At 54.0% G+C, this 19,040-nt stretch carries 11 protein-coding genes and 1 pseudogene; 1 reads left to right on the top strand and 11 read right to left on the bottom strand.

Going from position 1 to position 19,040, the window contains the following annotated elements; all coding sequences use genetic code 11:
• Nucleotides 1-23: 23 nt before the first annotated feature.
• From Q5911_RS01505 to Q5911_RS01545, 9 genes are read right to left on the bottom strand one after another with little or no spacing between them, the layout of a single operon-like run.
• On the bottom strand, nt 24-1,682 hold the full coding sequence (locus Q5911_RS01505) for a glycoside hydrolase family 13 protein (protein WP_303180424.1): 1,659 nt from the start codon (nt 1,680-1,682) through the stop codon (nt 24-26).
• Between the two features lie 34 nt (nt 1,683-1,716).
• Nucleotides 1,717-3,504, bottom strand: a complete 1,788-nt coding sequence (locus tag Q5911_RS01510; RefSeq protein ID WP_303180426.1) for a glycoside hydrolase family 13 protein — start codon at nt 3,502-3,504, stop codon at nt 1,717-1,719.
• Between the two features lie 3 nt (nt 3,505-3,507).
• Nucleotides 3,508-4,983, bottom strand: a complete 1,476-nt coding sequence (gene malQ / locus Q5911_RS01515; protein ID WP_138303468.1) for a 4-alpha-glucanotransferase — start codon at nt 4,981-4,983, stop codon at nt 3,508-3,510.
• Nucleotides 4,984-5,005: 22 nt separating this feature from the next.
• Nucleotides 5,006-7,267 (bottom strand): glycogen/starch/alpha-glucan phosphorylase, encoded by a 2,262-nt coding sequence (locus Q5911_RS01520; RefSeq protein WP_076777978.1) that lies wholly within the window; start codon nt 7,265-7,267, stop codon nt 5,006-5,008.
• A gap of 58 nt (nt 7,268-7,325) precedes the next feature.
• A complete protein-coding gene (locus Q5911_RS01525) occupies nt 7,326-9,263 on the bottom strand; it encodes an amylo-alpha-1,6-glucosidase (RefSeq protein WP_303180429.1) in 1,938 nt (645 codons plus the stop codon).
• Between the two features lie 3 nt (nt 9,264-9,266).
• Nucleotides 9,267-11,222 (bottom strand): type I pullulanase, encoded by a 1,956-nt coding sequence (pulA, locus tag Q5911_RS01530; RefSeq protein WP_303180431.1) that lies wholly within the window; start codon nt 11,220-11,222, stop codon nt 9,267-9,269.
• A 55-nt stretch (nt 11,223-11,277) separates the two neighbouring features.
• Nucleotides 11,278-12,150: a sugar ABC transporter permease gene (locus Q5911_RS01535; RefSeq protein ID WP_076777981.1), complete on the bottom strand. Its 873-nt coding sequence runs from the start codon at nt 12,148-12,150 to the stop codon at nt 11,278-11,280.
• Nucleotides 12,151-12,153: 3 nt separating this feature from the next.
• Nucleotides 12,154-13,533, bottom strand: coding sequence for a carbohydrate ABC transporter permease (locus Q5911_RS01540; RefSeq protein ID WP_076777982.1), 1,380 nt, complete (start codon nt 13,531-13,533; stop codon nt 12,154-12,156).
• A 23-nt stretch (nt 13,534-13,556) separates the two neighbouring features.
• Nucleotides 13,557-14,792 carry an extracellular solute-binding protein gene (locus Q5911_RS01545; protein ID WP_303180434.1) on the bottom strand — a complete coding sequence of 412 codons (1,236 nt, stop codon included), beginning with the start codon at nt 14,790-14,792 and terminating at the stop codon, nt 13,557-13,559.
• A 283-nt stretch (nt 14,793-15,075) separates the two neighbouring features.
• On the opposite strand from Q5911_RS01545, the gene Q5911_RS01550 reads away from it, so the two are divergent.
• On the top strand, nt 15,076-16,086 hold the full coding sequence (locus Q5911_RS01550; protein WP_303180437.1) for a LacI family DNA-binding transcriptional regulator: 1,011 nt from the start codon (nt 15,076-15,078) through the stop codon (nt 16,084-16,086).
• A gap of 46 nt (nt 16,087-16,132) precedes the next feature.
• Here the strand turns inward: Q5911_RS01550 and Q5911_RS01555 are convergent.
• Together Q5911_RS01555 and Q5911_RS01560 are read right to left on the bottom strand one after the other, a co-directional pair.
• Nucleotides 16,133-17,632 (bottom strand): annotated as a pseudogene (locus Q5911_RS01555) (toxic anion resistance protein); the annotation flags it as partial.
• 270 nt (nt 17,633-17,902) lie between these two features.
• Nucleotides 17,903-19,027, bottom strand: a complete 1,125-nt coding sequence (locus Q5911_RS01560) for a tyrosine-type recombinase/integrase (protein ID WP_303180439.1) — start codon at nt 19,025-19,027, stop codon at nt 17,903-17,905.
• Between the last annotated feature and the right edge of the window lie 13 nt (nt 19,028-19,040).

Raw genomic sequence — 19,040 nt, forward strand, 5'->3', positions numbered from 1 at the left:
CGCAAGCTTTTTTATGTCGCTTCTTATTTTTGACAGAGCACCATCACGGCCTCATATGGGCGAAGATGCCCTCTCTTCCATTCTCCTTCGCCGGCGCTGTTCTCTTTCTCATAATTACAGGCCAGTACCTGCCCTTCAGCCCACATTTCCGGTAAGGAGCAACTGGCTTCTTTCCCCGAGAAATTGGCAAGGACAAGGAGCTGGGAATCTTTGCTGCTTCTTGTGTAGGCGAAGATCTGCTCATCCTCCGGGAAGAGAAGTGTGAATTTCCCGTCCACGATCACCGGATATTCCTTGCGCAGGGCGATCAGCTTCTGATAGAAACGGAACACGGAATCCGGATCCGCCATCTCCGTCTCTGCGTTGATCTGCCTGTAGTTTTCGTTCACCTCGATCCAGGGCTCGCCTGCGGTGAATCCCGCATTGGCGCTGCCGTCCCACTGCATGGGGGTGCGGGCGTTGTCCCGGCTCTTGGCGTAGATGGATGTCATCACATCCGCCTCGTCGTAGCCTGCTTCCACCCTCTCCTCATAGAGGTGCAGCGTCTCAATGTCCCTGTAATGGCTGATGTCCGGGAAGCGCACATTGGTCATGCCCAGCTCTTCTCCCTGGTAGATGTAGGGCGTCCCCTGCATGCCGTGAAGGATCATGGCCAGCATCTTTGCCGACTGCACCCGGTACTCCTTGTCGTTCCCCCACCTGGAGACGATCCTTGGAAGATCGTGGTTGTTCCAGAACAGGCTGTTCCAGCCGCAGCCATGCAGTTCCTCCTGCCATTTTGCCAGGGCCTTCTTCAGATCCACCAGACGAAGAGGCGCCAGATCCCACTTGCTCTTTCCCTCCTGCTGGTCCAGACCGATGTGCTCAAACTGGAAGACCATGGAAAATTCGCTGCCATCCGGGTTGCTGTAGAGCTTTGCCCGCTCCGGGTCTGCTCCCCAGGCTTCTCCCACGGTGATGAGATCCCCTTTCTGGAAAGTCTCCCGGCTCATCTCCTGTATAAACTCGTGAAGCCGGGGACCATTGGCCGTGATCCTAAGGTCCGGCTCCTTGGCGATCTGGTCAATGACATCCAGGCGGAACCCGCCCACGCCCTTGTCCATCCACCACAGGATCATGTCATAGATCTCCCGGCGGACTTTCTCGTTCTCCCAGTTCAGATCCGGCTGTTTCACGGAAAACTGGTGGAAATAATACTGTTTAAGTTCCGGAACCCACTCCCAGGCAGGGCCTCCGAAGGCTGCCTCCATATCGTTGGGAAGCTCCCCTTCCACGCCGTCCCTCCACACATAGTAGTCGTGGTACGGGTTGTCTTTGCTCTTCTTCGCCTCCTGGAACCAGCGGTGCTCGTCGGAGGTGTGGTTCAGCACCAGATCCATGATGATGCGGATCCCTCTCTTCTTTGCCTCGGCTATAAGCTCCTCCATGTCGGCAAGGCTTCCGAACATGGGATCAATGTCCTGGTAATCGGATATGTCGTAGCCGTTGTCGTCCTGGGGAGACCTGTACACAGGTGAGAGCCAGATGGCGTCGATCCCCAGCTCCCGCAGATAGTCCAGGCGGCTGATGATACCCGGGATGTCCCCGATGCCGTCGCCGTTGCTGTCCTGGAAGCTGCGGGGATAGATCTGATAAACCACTGCCTGCTGCCACCATTTTCTTTCTGTCGTCTTTTCACTCATGAATATTCATCTCCTTTCCACTCTGTACACAGATCTACCGCCTGATCTTCCGGCGGATCAGGGTGCCGTTCTTCCCAAGGACCCCGTCCGCATATTTTCTGGAGAAGAGGATCTCCCCCTCTTCCCGCACGTTCATGTCTTCCTTGGAGCAGTTCAGAAGCACCTCGATCTCATTCTGGTGCCCGTCCAGCTTGATGTACTCCACGCAGCGGTCGTTTTCATACTCACAAGGGAAATGGAAGTAGAGGCTCCTGCATGCCTCCTCGTCCTTCCGCATCCGGATGAGGGAGCGGACAAGGCCTATCTTCTCCTGGTTGTCCTTCTCCTCCAGCTCATCCCAGGGCATGCACCGCCGGCAGTCCGGGTCGTGGCCGCCCTCCATGGCGATCTCTGTCCCGTAATAGATGCAGGGGCTTCCCGGCATAGTAAAGAGAACCCCAAGCTGCTGGTAAAAGATATCCAGGTCATGGAACCGGTTCATAAGCCGCTCCGTGTCGTGGGAGTCCAGAAGGTTGAACATGACGTTGTTGTTCTGCTGCATGTACATGGTGTAGCAGCGGTTGATCATGTACTCGAACTCCTCTTTCTTCATGCTCTTGTCCAGGAAAAAATCATGGATGCCGCTCATAAGGGGGTAGTTCATGACTGAGTCGTACTCATCCCCCATGAGCCACTGGCTGGCGTCATGCCAGATTTCTCCCAGGAGGTAGATATCCTCCCTGCACCCCTTCAGATGCTCCCGCATCTTTTTGAGGAAACGGTGGGATACTTCATTTCCCACATCGAAGCGGATGCCGTCTATGTCAAAGTCCCGGATCCATCCCTGGCACACCTGGCAGAAATAGTCGATGACCTGGTCATTGTTCGTGTTGAGCTTTGGCATCCAGTCCGCAAAGGCAAAGGAATAGAACCTTCCGTCCCTTGTGTCCTCCTGCTTGTCCGGCAGGGGCCACTGGTGGATCATAAACCAGTCCGCATACGGGGAGTCCTTCCCGTTTTTCAGCACGTCCTGCCAGGGGCCGAAGTGGCGCCCGCAGTGGTTGAACACCGCGTCCACCATGACCCGGATCCCCAGGGCGTGGGCCTCCTTCACCAGTCTGGCAAAGGTCTCCCCGTCCCCGAAATGAGGATCGATCCTCGTGTAATCTGTGGTGTCATACTTGTGGTTGGACTCCGCCTCCATGATAGGGTTGAGGTAGATCCCGGTGATCCCCAGGTCTGCCAGGTAAGGAAGTTTCTGTCGGATCCCCTCCAGGTTTCCCCCGAAGCGCTCCTCGTTGGTGACAGGCCCCTTCCGCCAGGGAACGATATCTCCCTCCGGGGCAGCGCTGTCCCGGGCAGCTCCTTCCGCGCCGGAAACTCCCCGGCAGAAGCGGTCCGGGAAGATCTGGTACCAGACCGTGTCGTTGACCCAGTCGGGGGTCCGGTTTACATCCGCCGGGTTCATCCAGGGCACAGTAAAGCACTGGATCATCCTTCCCTCCATATCCATCTGCTCCTGGGTCAGGAAACCGTCCTCGCAGTAGTACCAGACTTCTCTGTCCGTGTGCAGTTCAAAGTAATATTTGCATCTCTTGTAAGGCGGAACCAGGGTGGTGGTCCACCAGATCTGATGGCGGAGCCTCTTTTTGTAGACAATCTCCTCCCTCTTCCCGGTCCACTTCTCTTTCCCGCCAAGGATGCCCGCCTCGAAGGGGTCGCCGTGATGGATGAACACCCGCTTCACGTCGTAGCCGGTCTTTAAGTTGACCACCAGCTCGTCTTCATTTAAAGGATAGCTCATCTGCTCTGAAGTTTTGTGGTAAACGCCTGTAAATTCCATCTTTTATACCTCTTTCCGGGCCTGGATCTGTTTTCTGTATCCTGCAAGTTCCCGTCCGGCTCTGTCAAAGTCCGGCATATGCCACTCCCAGTTGGGGGAGCCCACTGTTCCCGGTGTGTTCATATGGCCCTCCCGGCCAAGTCCCAGAATGTCCTGCATGGGGATGATGGCGTACTGGGCCGGGCTGTGCAGCAGGTAGGTAATCAGCCTGTCCTTCACGGACCCTGCCCTGCACCCTTCCTTTTTAAGGAAGCGGCGCACCTTCCGCCTGGCGGCGGGACTTAAATTCCCGTACCATTCCATAAGTGTGTCATTGTCATGGGTGCCGGTGTATATGATCATATTTTCTGTGTCTTCCGAGATATCACGGGCGTACTTTCCGCCTGTCTCAATGGAAAAGACAAGGATCTTCATGCCCTTTAAATGGTAGTGCTCTTTCAGCGTCAGAACCTCCGGACGCAGATCTCCCAGATCTTCCGCCACCAGCTCCACGTCGGGCAGCTTCTCTGTCAGCAGATCCAGCACCTCGTACCCGGGCGCCTCGATCCAGTCTCCCTCCACGGCTGTAGGGCAGGAGGCCGGGATCTTCCAGTAGGTATCAAAAGCGCGGAAATGATCGATGCGCACAATGTCAAAGAGCTTTCCGCTGTAGCCGATCCGGTCCAGCCAGAACTGATAGTTCTGCTCCTTCATGTAGTCCCAGTCGTAGATAGGATTGCCCCATCTCTGCCCTGTCTCACTGAAATAGTCCGGCGGAACGCCTGCTATGAAGATGGGACGTCCGTCCGTGTCCAGAAGGAAATTGTCCTTTCCTCCCCACACGTCCACAGAGTCCACGCCCACGTAGAAGGGCACGTCCCCCATGATGCGGATACCGTTTTCGTTGGCCGCTTTTTTCACCTTCATCCACTGGCAGAAGAACATATACTGGAGGAACACCTGGAAATCCGCCTCTTCCTTTTCCGGGGCAGTCAGCTCCCGCCGGGTCTTGGTCCAGTTTTTATCCTCCTCTTTCCACTCGTTCCAGCATGTGCCGCCGTTGCTTATCTTAAGGGCGCGGAACACGCCGTACTCCCAGGCCCACTCCTGCCGGGCAAAGGTCCGGAACTCTTCCTTCTGGTCCAGCCCCTGCTCCCGGAATGCCTGCCAGGCCTCCTTAAGATAGGGAAGCTTGAAAGCGCGCACCGCATCGTAATCCACCCGGACTGCCTTTTCCCGGAACACCTCCGGCTGCTCTTTCAGAAGTCCCTCCTGGAAAAGCACATCCAGACTGATATACAGCTCATCTCCTGCGTAGGATGAGTAGGGCTGATAAGGCGAATTGCCGTAGCCCACAGGGTTCAGGGGAAGGATCTGCCAGATCCCTGCCCCGCTTTCCTTCATCATCTCAATCCATCTGTATGCCGCCGGGCCCAGCTCCCCGATCCCTGTCCGGGAGGGGAGGGAGGACACGGGCATCAGTATGCCTGTCTGTCTCATGATAATACCTCTCTTATCTATTTTACAGATGCCAGATGTCTCTGTTGTACTCCGCGATGGTGCGGTCTGAGGAGAAGAAGCCTGCCTTTGCAATGTTCACCAGCATCTTCTTCGCCCACGCTGTCTCATCCTCGTAGTCTGCGAGCATCTGCTCTTTTGTGCGGATGTAATCCTTCACATCCAGAAGGGTCATGAACCAGTCTTTGCCCACGATCTCCTTGTAGAGTCTTCCCAGGTTCACCGGATCGCCGATCATGATCATCTCCTTGCTGATGATAAAGTCCACCAGCTCCTCGATCTGCGGATCGCTCTCGTAGATGGCTCTGGAATTGTAGGCGCTGTCAGCGTAGAGCTGGATGACCTTCTCGGACTTCTCGCCGAAGATATAGATGTTGTCATCCCCCACAAGCTGGTGGATCTCCACATTTGCACCGTCCTCGGTTCCCAGTGTCACGGCTCCGTTCAGCATGAACTTCATGTTTCCGGTTCCGGAGGCCTCCTTGGACGCCAGGGAGATCTGCTCGGAGATGTCGCAGGCCGGGATCAGCTTCTCAGCCTTCGTCACATTGTAGTTTTCCACCATGACGATGCGCATGTACTTGTTGACATCCGGATCGTTGTTCACAAGCTGCTGCAGGCAGAGGATCAGATGGATGATGTCCTTTGCAATGGTGTAGGCCGGAGCAGCCTTGGCGCCGAAGATCATGGTGATGGGTCTTGCCGGCAGGTTGCCCTTCTTGATCTCCTTGTATTTGTAGATGGCGTAGAGGGCGTTCATCTGCTGTCTCTTGTACTCGTGGAGACGCTTGATCTGGATGTCAAATACGGAATTCTCGTCCACGTCCACATCCTGGGTCATCTTCAGATAGTTCTTCAGCTCCACCTTGGCGTCTTTCTTGATCTCCCTGAGGCGCTGAAGCACTTTCTCGTCATCCTTGTATGCCAGCAGTTTCTCAAGCTGGGAAGCGTCCTCCACATACTCTTCTCCGATAAGCTCCTTCAGATAATCCGCAAGCTCATGGTTGCAGTGGAGAAGCCAGCGGCGGAAAGTGATTCCGTTTGTCTTGTTGTTGAACTTCTCCGGGTAAATATCATAGAAAGGCTTCAGCTCGGACTCTTTCAGTATCTCTGTGTGGAGGGCAGCCACACCATTCACCGCGTAGCCGTAGTGGATGTCGATATGGGCCATGTGTACCCGGTCCATCTTGTCGATGATGTACACTCTCTCGTCATGGAAGTCTCTTCTCACCCTTGCGTCCAGCTCACGGATGATGGGCATAAGCTGGGGAACCACCTTCTCCAGGTAAGCGATGGGCCACTTCTCCAGAGCCTCTGCCAGGATGGTGTGGTTTGTGTAGGCGCATGTCTTTCTCACCACATCAACGGCTGTGTCCATATTGAAGCCCTTCTGGGTTGTCAGAATACGGATCAGCTCCGGGATCACCATGGTAGGATGGGTGTCGTTGATCTGGATGCACACATGCTCGTGGAGGTGATACAGGTTCACGCCTCTCTCCTGCGCCTCTTTCAGAATGAGCTGGGCCGCGTTGCTGACCATGAAGTACTGCTGATAGATACGCAGAAGCTGTCCCGCCTCGTCGCTGTCATCCGGGTAGAGGAAGAGGGTCAGGTTCCTGCGGACATCACTCTTGTCAAACTGAATGCCGTCGTGGATCATGCTCTCGTCCACGGTATCGATGTCAAAGAGATGGAGCTTGTTGCAGCCGCTCTTGTATCCCGGCACGTCGATATCGTACATGGTGGAAGTAAGTGTAAAGTCCTTAAATGGCACTTCAAAATGGCAGTCTGTCTTTGTAAGCCATGAATTGTCTGTGATCCAGGGGTTTTTGTCCTCCCACTGCTTGTTGTCCGCAAACTTCTGGAGGAACAGTCCGTCATGGTAGTTAAGGCCCACGCCGTCCCCGGCAAGTCCCAGTGTGGCGATGGAGTCAAGGAAGCAGGCCGCCAGACGTCCAAGGCCTCCGTTTCCAAGGGAGGGCTCCAGCTCCACTTCCTCGATCTGTGTCAGATCGTGGCCGTATTTTTTCAGCACTTCCCTTGTCTCCTCAAAAACTCCCAGGTTGATCAGATTGTTGGACAGAAGCTTTCCAATCAGAAATTCCGCGGAAATGTAATATAATTTCCTGTCTCCTGTGTTGGCCTTCATGCCCTGCATTTTTTCCTTTGTCACAAAGAGAAGGGCTGTGTAGATCTCCTCCTTTGTGGCGTCTTTGATATCTTTCTGAAATTTTTCCTGCAATACACGCTGTAATGCCTGTTCCATAATGAATACTCTCCTTTTCACATCTGATATTTCATAAACACTACGGTATTATCATACCCTATTTTTCCAGTTTTTCATAGACCCGAATCAGTTCTCCCACACTCCAGGCCTGGGCGAAACACCCTCTGGAAACCGTGGGGAACGCCCCGTCATAGATCTCAGGAAGCTGTCCTGCGCATCCCTCTCTCAGGGCGCTCTCCAGTCCTTCCATCTGCTCTTTCACCTTTTCTTTCGCAGCCCGGGAATAACCGTGGACTTTCAGATAAGCCAGGTAGTAAGCTCCCAGGGGGAAGGGCCAGACCGTCCCCTGGTGGTAGGCCATGTCCCGCTCCCTCATCTCTCCGCCGTAGGAGGGGTGGAACTGGGGATCGTCCTTCTCCAGGGTTCTCAGTCCGCAGGGGGTCCACAGCTTCTCAAAGACGGTCTCCACCACCTTTCTCTCCTTCTCCTCATCCAGCATGGTAAAGGGGAAGGATACAGCCCAGATCTGGTTGCACCGGATCTGACCGTCCGCGCCGGTTCCGGACACCAAATCCTTAAGGCACCCCTTTTCCTCCATCCAGAACTTTTCTGTGAAGGAACGCTTCACCTGCTCTGCCAGCCCGTCGTATTCCCCCGGCTCTTTTCCCGGCAGGGGGGCCAGATGCTCCATGATCCGCAGGGCATTGTACCAGTACGCGTTGATCTCCACCGGTTTCCCGTGGCGGGGTGTGGGAAGGATATCCCCGATGCGCACGTCCATCCATGTCACCTGGTCCAGCCCCTGTCCTGCCATGATAAGGCCGTCCCCGTCCATATGGATGCCGTACTCCGTACCTGTTCTGTAGGCCTCGATGATCCGCTCCATCACCGGGTACATTTCCCGGACAAAGTCACCATCCTCCGTCTTTTCATAATAAAGCCAGACGCAGTTGATAAAGAGAAGCGCCGCGTCCACCGTGTTGTACAGGGGCTCATTTTCCCCCTCGGGAAACAGGTTGGGCATAAGACCGTCCTTCTCATAGGCCGCAAATGTACGGAGAATGTCCTTTGCCGTGTCGTACTGTCCTGTGGACAGGCAGACGCCGGGCAGCGCGATCATGGTGTCCCGCCCCCAGTCCTCAAAGAAGGGGAAGCCGGCCAGGATGGTCTTTCCCTCTGTGGAGGCTCTCTCTGACACAAACTGAGCCGCGCTCTTTACAAGCACATCCGCCATTTCGTCTTGGAAACCAGCCTTCCGGGACAGTTCCTGCCGGAACTGCTTCGCCCGCTCTACGACCTCCCGGGCCCCGGGAAAGACAAATGTCTCCCCCGGCGTCTCCAGGTGCCAGACCACCTCCAGGACTCTCTCCTCCCCCGTGGGAACCGTCATTCCCATCTGATGGAGGGCCACGGCGGACCCGCTCTCTCTTCTGCCGTCGCAGGCGTCATAACGGTAATAGTATGTCTCTTTTTCCGGACTGATCTTTCTGTCATGGCCGTTCGTCCGGAAAACCAGCGTCCCGGCCTCCCCGGTAATTTTCCCATCCGCAAAGGCAGGCTCCCTGCCCGGATCCAGATCCTCCCCCTTGGGGCTGAACTGGTAGAAGGGCGTAACCAGAAAGGTTCTGGCCTCCCGGCTCCTGTTGGCAATCTCATAGCGCAGGGCAATGGTGTTCTCCCCCTGCTCCATGGCCGCCTCCTTGCGGATCTCCACACCATCTGCCTGGAAATGCCAGACGGGCGTGTCCTCCCATGTAAAGGAGGAAAGATACCGGTATCCCGCCTCCCCCGAGCCGTCCGCCATCTCCTGGGTGGAGAGGACCGTGTCCCCCACCTGCTCCCGGAGGCGGTGAATGATGTTGTACCTGCTGTTGGGGGATCTCACACAGGCCATGAAAAACGCGTGATCGTTTCTGGCCGCCGCCCCGGCTGCCGTAAGAGATGAGAAACCTCCCAGGCCGTTTGTCATCAGATAGCAGGTCTCCTCGCTTCTTTCTACTGTCTTAAAATCCTGTCTGCCGTATATCCACTTCATCTCTTACTTCTCCTGTTCCCTTCTTCCAAGTATGACCATGCTCACCGGCTCCACAGCGATCTCTCCCCGGGCCGGCTCCGGCTTCTCCCATCGGAAGCTGTCCTGTCCGTCAGCCAGCACTTCCCAGTCTCCCGCGGGCAGCTGGCAGTCCTCCCGCTCCTTCCGGCTGTTGTAGATCACCTGGACGGTGTCCCAGGCAGCCCTCTGGCGTCCTGCCCCGGGCTGGTTGTCCACGAAAAAGCCTACCACGCCGTCCCTGGTCCACTGGCCGTATATGCGTCTCCAGGCCTCCCGGCTCTTGTCGCACAGTCCGGGCAGCCGTTTCCTAAGGGCGATCAGTCCCCTGTAGTAGTCCACAAGCTCCCGCTCCCGCCAGGCCTTTCTCCAATCCAGACGGTTGATCTCTATGGGGGCGTTGTAGCTGTCCTCCATACCGTCCTTGGACCGGGCAAACTCCTCGCCGGACAGAAGGAAAAGCCTTCCCTGGCAGGTCATGTAGATCCCTGCAGCCAGCCGGTACTCCCGCTTCCTCAGCTCCTCGTCCGTGGTAGTCTCGGAAAGTTTGTCCCAGAGTGTCTGGTTGTCGTGGGAGGACACATAGGTGATGATCTGGGAGGGCGCCTTGGCGCCGGAGGGTCCGTCCCCGCCGCACCAGGCCCGGACACTGTTTAAGATCTCCGTCTCCATGCCCGGAGCTCCGTTTACAAACCCGGGTTCTTTCAGCTCCAGGGCTGATCCCTTGATGGCGTCCCTTGTATTGTCGCAGAACATCCCTGTGTTTTTGTCCAGATTGTGAATGTTCTGCTTTAATGCCTGCTCCTTTTCCTGCTCCATGGCCGTGCGGTCCGCCGCCCAGGGCTCCCCGAAAAGGATCTTCTCTCCCTTGCCATACCGCTCGTCCAGGGCGGCGCGGATCCGGTTCATAAGATCCACATCCAGAAGCCCCATCAGATCAAACCGGAACCCGTCCATATGGTACTCCTGCGCCCAGTAGAGGACGGACTCCAGAATATATTTTGCGCACATCTCCCGCTCGCTGGCCACATCGTTGCCGCAGGCGGAGCCGTTGGAGGCGGTGCCGTCCTCGTTTACCCGGTAGAAATACCAGGGCACGGTCCGCTGGAACCAGGAGTCCAGGGAGTAGGTGTGGTTGTACACCACATCCATGATGATCCGGAAGCCCTGGGCGTGGAGGGACTGGATCATCTCCTTCAGCTCCCGGATGCGCACCTCTCCCCGGGAGGGGTCTGTGGAGTAGGATCCCTCCGGCACATTGTAGTTCACCGGGTCATAGCCCCAGTTGAAATCCGCCCCCTTGCCGGTCTCATCCACAGAGCCGTAATCGTAGACCGGCATAAGCTGGATGTAATTCACTCCCAGCTCCTTCAGATAGGAAATGCCGGTGGGATGCACGCCGTCCCCGTCCAGGGTTGTGTCTGTGTGGAGAAACGCCGTGTATTTCCCCCTGGTCTCTTCCGGAAACCCGCCGGATCTGTCCCAGGAAAATTCCTTCACATGAAGCTCATAGATCACCGTCTCCTGCTCCAGGGCGGGCGGCCGGTCTTCCTGCCACCCCTCCGGGTCCGTCTTCCCAAGATCCACCGCCATGCTGCGCTGGCCGTTGATCCCACAGGCACGGGCGTAGGGATCAGCAGAAAAAACCGTACGGCCCTCCATCTGCAGAGTAAAATCATAATAGATTTCGTGTAGATTTCGCTGCGTACGGTATTCCCATATCCCCTTTTCCCCCTTTATCATGCAGTGCTTTTCAAAAGCCTCCGCCCCGCTCCCCTGCCTGTACAGGTTCAGCGTAACGGCGTCTGCAAAAGGGCTCCACAACCGGAAAGAGGTTCCTTTCTGTGTGACAAGGGCGCCCAAAGGCGCGCCCTCACACACATATTTTTCTTTAAATTCCTGTGTTGAATAAATGTCTTTCCACTGTTTTGCTGTCTTTCTCATCCTGCCACACCTCACACTGTTGTTTGTATTTATCCTTCCATGGTCCTAAGATCTCTTAGCCTTTCACTGCTCCGGAAAGTCCGTCCACGTAGTATCTCTGCATGAACAGGAAGAGAGCGGCGATCGGTATGGAGATCAGCACCGCGCCTGCGGCAAAGCTTGTGTACCAGCTGTCGATGTACTCCTTCTGCAGCATCTGCCACAGTCCGATGGCGATGGTGTACTGGTCCGAGTTGGCCCGGCAGATAACTTTGGCAAAAATGAAGTCCAGCCAGGGTGACATGAAGGACGTCAGTACTGTGTAGATAATGATAGGCTTGCTTAAGGGCAGCGTGATCTTTGTGAAGATCTGCCATCTCGTACATCCGTCCAGAAGCGCCGCCTCATCCACCGCGATGGGGATGGTGTCGAAAAATCCCTTGGCGATCTGGAAGGAAAGGCCGGCTCCTCCGGAGTACACAAGGATCAGCGCAACCCGGATCAGATTGCCCTCCGTCATTCCCATTGCCTTCAGTATAAAGTACACGGCGATCATGGACATGAAGCCGGGGAACAGTCCCAGAATCATGGCCATATTCATGTAGGGCTTTCTCAGCTTAAATTTCAGCCTGGACAGGCAGTAGGAAACCGCCAGCACATAGAAAGTCGAAAGGATACAGGAAAAGATGGCGATGATCAGCGTATTCATGAACATCTGCGGGAAGTTCAGAATGGATGTATCCGTAAATAGTTTCACATAGTTATCCAGCGTAAAGGACTGGGGGAAGAAGGTGGAAACGTAGGACCCTTTCTCTGCCCGGAAGCTGGTGAGGATGACCCAGATAATGGGGAACACCCAGATGACAGCCAGCACACCCAGCACCACATGGACGATGGAGTTGTTGATAAAACGTCTTCTCTTTGCAGAATGCATTTTCTGTCCTGCCATTTTCTAGAACCCTCCTTCTTCTTTGTATGATTTGCTGTTCCGGTATGTGAACAGAGCTCCCACAGCCAGAATGATGAACGTCAGGATACCGATGACCGCACCGATATTGTAGTACTGCTTGTCAATGGTCAGCTTGTACAGCCAGGTTACAAGCAGGTCCGTGCTTCCTGCCGTGGACGACAGATCCGTCACCGGGTCTCCTCCCGACAGCAGGTAGATGACGTTAAAGTTGTTGACGTTTCCTGTAAATGTAACGATAAGGTACGGTGTCGTCACGTACAGCATGTAGGGCAGCGTGATCTTTGTAAAAGTCTGGAATGCGTTGGCTCCGTCCACCTTGGCCGCCTCGTAGAGCTCCGCCGGAATATTCTGAAGCACGCCGGTAAGCTGCAGCAGGGTGTAGGGAACACCTACCCAGATATTGACCACGATGACCGTCACACGAGCCCATGTTGGATCCGTGAAGAACGGAAGGCTGGCATCCTGGGCAATGAGGCCCAGATTTCTCAGCAGCACGTTGATGGCTCCCTCGGGCTGCAGCATAGTCCGCATGATCAGAAGGGATACGAACATAGGCACCGCACAGGAGAGCACAAAGCAGAACCTCCAGAAGCCTTTGGCCCTTGTCCCCTTCCGGTTGATCAGAAGAGACACGATCATACCGAAGATATAGTTGCTGAATGTGGCAAAGAATGCCCACACAAGAGTCCATACCAGCACAGGCCAGAATGTGCTTCCGATGATACTGCCGGAGTCAAAGAGGGCCGCGAAGTTTTCAAGCCCCACCCAGTCAAACAGCATCAGATGGTTGTCGATCTTGCTGTAGTTCGTGAACGCCATGCAGATCATAAAGATCAGCGGCAGCACGGTAAAGGCAAAGATAAATACCACCGGCGGCGTCATGAGAAGCCTGTGCAGGTTCTCGTGAAGCAGGGATTTCAGATCCTCTCTGAAATTGTTGACGTGGCGTCCCTCTTTTGCCAGGCACTCCGCCTTGTAGGCGCTTCTTAAAGCTCCCCGCCATGCGCAGACCATAAGCAGCGTCAGAAGCACGGTAGCCACGCCGTACAGAAGGATCAGCACCGACTGATCGCCCTCTGTGTATGTGTAGATCTGGTTTGCCTCATCCCACACTTCCTTCTGGGGTACGGAACCCAGGGAGGGGAGCATGGCCAGAAAGCCGGCCCCGTTTACCACCATAAACACAATGTATGCCACTTCCACGGCCAGATAGATCAATCCTTTTATGATCTGTCCGTGCATAATATTTCCAAATCCCATGAGGACCATGGAGAGCTTTGTCTCCATACCGCCCTCTCTGATGGCTCTCGTACATGTATAGGGAGTCGGAAAATCATTTACTTTCTTTTTTATAATTCCCATCCTCGTCACCTCATTGCCTTCTGTTATGAAATTCCATCACTGTTCATTGCATCGTTCATCTCTTCGGTCTGCTCCGCCGCGTTGTCGTGGGTAATGTTTCCGTTTCGGATACCCTTGCCCATGTTCTCCACAGGCGTCCAGCAGTTGTTCATCTTAGACACAAAAGGCTGAAGGATGGACGTGTTTTCAAATGTATTGTTCTGGGCAGCCACAAGCTCGTCCCCGGCAAAATCCGGCTGCTCCAGCAGTTCCGTGTGGCAGGGGATGACGCTGCACATCTCGTAGTGTGCCTGCTGCGCCTCCTCAGATCCAAGGAACACAGCCAGCTCGATGGCCGCCACCATGTTGTCACAGTTTGGATTGACACCAATGGCCTTGGATCCGGCGTAAGCCATCATCTGCACTTCTTTCCCGTTCAGCGTGTAGGAAGGCAGAGAGGCAACCCCCATATTGTCGCCCAGCGCTTCCTTCACCGCGTTGGCGTCCCATGATCCGGAGAACATGGCGTTGATGCTGCCGTCGCGGAGTCCCGCGATACCGGAACCGTCGGCGTCGATGCGGAAATTCGGATGGCTCTCCAGATCGATCAGATAATCCGTCACTTCCTGTGCTTTCTCACCGCCAAAATCCACGCCTGCGTCCTCATCAGTACCGTCTCCGAACAGGGTGCAGCCGTTGCCGATATAGAAGGCCGGCAGATACCAGGAGTTTGTGAAGGGGAAGGATACCACTCCCTTCTCCAGCATGGTGTCAAGGTTCTTGATATCCTCCTCGGAAAATACCGATTTGTCGTAGTACATGAACCATGTGTTGGTGGTGAAAGGCACGCCGTAGAGGTTGTCGTCCATGGTCAGGGACGCGATAACCTCCTCCGAGTTGTTTGACTCGATCTCATCTCTGTACTTTCCGCCGAATTTCGCCAGTGCATTGGCGTCCGTCATGGTGGTTAACGTGTCGTTGGCAAACATGAACACATCCGCGCTGGCCTCCGGGTCCTGGGACACCTGCCCGGCAGCGCTGGCCTCGTCGGCCACACCGTAGACAAATGTAATGTCCCACTCAGGATGCTCATCCGCAAACCTCTCGCACATTGTCTGAAGCCATTCTCCGCTGTCCTTTGACTGGTCATTGGACGGAGACCATACCATAAGCCGGACCTTTTCCGCGCCATCGGAAGCATCATCTCCCGAGGCGGCACATCCGGTCAGTCCTGCCAGCAGCCCTGCTGTGAGCAGCAGAGCCAACCCTCTTTTCATCATCACTTCATCTCCATTTCTTTAAAAGTTTCGTATTGTTTCGTTCTTTTAACAGCATACTCTATTTGTCTCACCTCGTCAACAAAAATATTGTGCGTTTTCTTTGAATTGTATGTTTTTCATAGATTGTGTTCCAGATTTTTATGCATTTTCACAATATGCCTTATCCTCTCTTTTCTAAACTCGCCGAAACTTATTGTGTTTTTACGCAATATCACATTGATTTCCACGAAACTTTCCTCTATAATAAATACATCTATTTCCACATAAAAGGGGGGCCGGAAAAATGGCTACAATACAGGATATTGCCGACAGGCTGGGCATTTCCAAGGGAACAGTGTCCAAAGCTCTCAACGGTGCATCCGACATCAGCGAAACTTTACAAAAAAGTGTACTGGAGACAGCGGTGGAGATGGGATACTCCAAACTGCGCCGCCCCGGCGGCATCCGGAAGCTCTGCATCCTTATAGAGAATATGGAATACCAGGAACCCCACCAGTTCGGCTACGAAATCATCCTGGGCTTCCGGCAGATGGCCGAGCCGGCCGGCTATACCGTAGATATCGTCCCGGTGACAGAAAAGCTGCAGAAAAGCTCCTCCTACGACGCCTTCATGCTGAAGAACGATTACCTGGGCTCTTTTGTTCTGGGATTTTCCTTAAGCGATCCCTGGATGAAAGATTTCCACACAAGCCACACCCCCACTGTCCTCTACGACAACTACGTCATGGCCAATCCCCACATCGCCTACGTGGGAGTTGACAACAACGAGGGCATGGAGCTGGCTGTGGCCCACCTGAAGAAGCTGGGACACAAGAAGATCGGGTACTTAAGCCACGCTCTTGGTTCCCACATCATGCAGGTGCGGCACAAAGCCTTCTTTGCAGCCCTCCGCCAGAATGGTCTGAAGACGGATCCCACCTATGCCGGGGCTTCCTACTACATCTCCCAGTGCATGGAGAAACACCTGCCCCGTCTTTTAAAGCTGGGTGTTACAGCCGTCATCTGCAGCCACGATCAGATCGCCAACGCAGCTCTTGTACAGTGCCAGCAGATGGGCCTTCGTGTCCCAGCCGATGTAAGCATCATCGGCTTTGACGACCTTCCCATCTGTGCCTACACCTCCCCGCCCCTCACCACCGTGCGCCAGGAGCGGGTACAGCTTGGGAAAAGCGGGTATTATGCCCTGGAGAGCCTGATGAACCATGTGGCCATCGGCACTCTGCTGCTCCACGCCAGCCTGGTGGTGAGGAGCTCAACAGACACAGCCAAAAAAAAGACGGATCCTGCTGTATAGGATCCGCCTCGCTCATGGTGCTGATCAGGTTCTCGTTTGCCTTCCTCAGCGTCGCGATATCCACGATGCTCCGCTCTGACTCCCTCGCCACGTCCAGGGTGTTCTGCCTGAGCTTCTCCGAGTTCTGCAAAAGGAGCTGGTTCGTCGTATCGGTAATATTTCGCTGCAGCTTCAGAGCCTCCTGCTGCCGGTACAGTCCCAGCGCCATGACCATCTGGCTCTTCCACAGGGGGATAGTCTCCTGGATCGCCGTCTGGATCTTGTCAGCCAGAAGCTTGTCATTGTTCTGTACAAGCCGGAGCTGCGGGGCCGTCTGGATGGCGATGGTCCGGCTTGTCTTCAGATCATGGATCTTCTTCTCAAACTGGTTCACCGTGTCCTCAAAGTCCCGAACGATCTGGGCGTTCATGGGATCACCGCTCCTCTCGGCCTCGGCCCGCAGGGAGGGAAGCGTCTGTTCCCGCAACTCCTGCAGCTTCTCCTCTCCGGCCACAATGTAGAGCTGAAGCTGCCGGAAGTAGGACAGGTTTTTCTCATACATAGCATCCAGCATGCCGATGTCTTTGAGCATCTCCATCCGGGCCTCCTCCAGTTTGCCCTCGATCCTGTCCACCTGGACTTCCAGCTTCTCGTACTGCATGAGGAATTTCTTCACTTTGGACTCCGCCTTCTTAAAAATGCCCATGATCCCGCCCTCTTTCTTCAGGGAGTCAAAGTCCAGTCCCTCCACATTGGCGATAAGCCCGGTCATCAGCGTCATCTCATCATAGGTATGTCCATGGTAGTCTCTGACACTGGATAAGGGCACGCCATTATCATAAAATTCTGTGGCCACATTATGCCGGTAGTCATGGGAGCGAAAAATATATTCCCCACCGTGGATCTGATTTTCTTCACAGTACCGCAGCATCTGGGATCGAAGGGTTCCGTAGCGGAATGCTCCGCCTTTGCTGTTCGGGAACAGATAGTCGTCTGCACCAATATCATATTTTTTGATGTACACCTTCATCAGCCGGTACAGCATCTCCGGAATGGGAACTCTCTTGTATTTCCGCATCTTTGTCTGCCAGACCTTGATCCATGCATCCCTGCCATCCCATTCATAGGCATCTCCTTTTAGCGTACAAACTTCGCTGGCTCTCAGGCCGATTCCCCACAAGTGCAGGTACATCAGTCTGAGATGTTCCGGGAAATACCGAAGTTTTAAGATGATTTCTTCGCTAACGCCTGCCTCCACACTTCGGTCATGATGGATATCAAAATTCTTCTGTATGTAGTCATTAGGCCGATATGGCATGTGACTGACTTCACCCCGAACCAACAGGAAATTATAGAACTGTGTGACTGCCAGAAGTTCTGTATTAAAGCTTTTAGGTTCCAGGTCTTTGTCCAGCATCTGATTGATATAAATCTCAAAGATCTCTCTGGTCAGTTCTCCCACAGTCAGTTTCTCCCTATCTAAAAATTTCAGATAGTTCCGTAGGTACATGCTTTTGCCCCGGATGTTACTGATTGACAAATCGGATACTGCGATCAGATATTTCATATACCGTTTCAGCAGTTCTCTGTTCTCTCTGTTCTTCACATCTTCGAATACAAGGCAGCCAGCGGGATTACTCTCGTTGATCCGCTCCCCTGCGATATGGATCCGTTCCAAATACCAGACTGCTTACAAGGAATGGGTAGATCTTATTGCGGAAAGTTCCGTTTACCTGGGTGCATTTCTCCAGTTCATCCCTTAATTCTTTTCTTCTCTGCTCTTCTTGCCGGATTTCCTGTTGGTCTGCAATATGTAGTTGATAAGCCGGCACTTTTCTCACCTCCTGCGCAGCAGTCCATTCACTCCGTAAATGTCTTTTGTCTCTTCATAGAATCGGTTGCTGGCATCGATCAGCCTGCTGTCTATGATATCCAGATAATCTTTTGTCGTCTCCAGATGCCGGTGACCATATGCGTAACTGATCAGCTCCAGCGCCCAGCCGGATTCATACCGGAGATTTCCGAAGTAACGGCGGATCATATGGGGCGTCAGTTTCACCCCGGTCTTTGCTTCCATCCTCTCAAACATGTCATACACTGAGGCTGCTTTTAACGGCTTCCCTTTGGTGTCGCCTGCGATATTGATAAAAAGAAAGGTCTGGTACTGCAACAGTTCCCGGTATTCGCTGATGTAATGAAGCAGGAACAGGAAGGTATCCTCACTGAGTTTTCCCCGCCTTTCTTCTGCATTCTTTGCTCTTGCCTCATTCTCATTATCGGAACGGAACCTTACTTTCACTTCATGGGTCTCGTAGTCGATATCCTTTGTGTAATCAATCCCCAGGATTTCACCCAGCCGGAAGCCAAGTTCCGCCATCATCAGGATCAGCAGTTGATCCCGACAGTTCGTACAGGCTTTCAGCGTGTCCAGGACTTCTTCCTGGCTCGCTGCCCGGACATCGCGTTCCTCGTCTTTCAGGTAGCCTTTGAATGTCCGATACCGCAGGGTCTTCCTTACTCCCACCGCATTCACGGCCACGGTCTGCTGATAGGACAATACTTTGAGATAACCGGTATCCGGATACTCACTCTCAATAAAAGAATAAAACCTGAACACATCTTTTAAATATGCGTTACAGGTTTTATTCCTCGGGATCTTCTCGTCTTCAATTTTGTAAGGAATCCGTTTCAGCCAGGAAAGAAATCCTGTGAAGTGCTGATACTGCTCATCAAAGGATAAATCATAGGGTTCCGTAAGTTTCATCCGCTTCTCATTCAGATATTCCAGATAGAAGCACAGGGCATATGCCGCCCTCCTTGCCGTGTTGGGTGAATGGTTGCTGCTGATATAATGCTTCAGGTACTTGGCTGTCAGAGGCTCGATTGCAAGTGTCTCCTTTTCCCGGACGAAATAGTATCTCACGGTTCCGTCTTTTACTGTTCCAACTTCGTATCGTCTCACGGGCCTCTCTCCT

Origin of the sequence: Lachnoclostridium phocaeense (genome assembly GCF_959599685.1) — a bacterium.
Lineage (GTDB): Bacteria > Bacillota > Clostridia > Lachnospirales > Lachnospiraceae > Claveliimonas > Claveliimonas monacensis.

Bases quoted from the DNA above. Each gene is read 5' to 3' on its own strand.
- Q5911_RS01505 (WP_303180424.1), bottom strand. From the start codon at position 1,682: ATGAGTGAAAAGACGACAGAAAGAAAATGGTGGCAGCAGGCAGTGGTT.
- Q5911_RS01510 (WP_303180426.1), bottom strand. From the start codon at position 3,504: ATGGAATTTACAGGCGTTTACCACAAAACTTCAGAGCAGATGAGCTAT.
- malQ (WP_138303468.1), bottom strand. From the start codon at position 4,983: ATGAGACAGACAGGCATACTGATGCCCGTGTCCTCCCTCCCCTCCCGG.
- Q5911_RS01520 (WP_076777978.1), bottom strand. From the start codon at position 7,267: ATGGAACAGGCATTACAGCGTGTATTGCAGGAAAAATTTCAGAAAGAT.
- Q5911_RS01525 (WP_303180429.1), bottom strand. From the start codon at position 9,263: ATGAAGTGGATATACGGCAGACAGGATTTTAAGACAGTAGAAAGAAGC.
- pulA (WP_303180431.1), bottom strand. From the start codon at position 11,222: ATGAGAAAGACAGCAAAACAGTGGAAAGACATTTATTCAACACAGGAA.
- Q5911_RS01535 (WP_076777981.1), bottom strand. From the start codon at position 12,150: ATGGCAGGACAGAAAATGCATTCTGCAAAGAGAAGACGTTTTATCAAC.
- Q5911_RS01540 (WP_076777982.1), bottom strand. From the start codon at position 13,533: ATGGGAATTATAAAAAAGAAAGTAAATGATTTTCCGACTCCCTATACA.
- Q5911_RS01545 (WP_303180434.1), bottom strand. From the start codon at position 14,792: ATGATGAAAAGAGGGTTGGCTCTGCTGCTCACAGCAGGGCTGCTGGCA.
- Q5911_RS01550 (WP_303180437.1), top strand. From the start codon at position 15,076: ATGGCTACAATACAGGATATTGCCGACAGGCTGGGCATTTCCAAGGGA.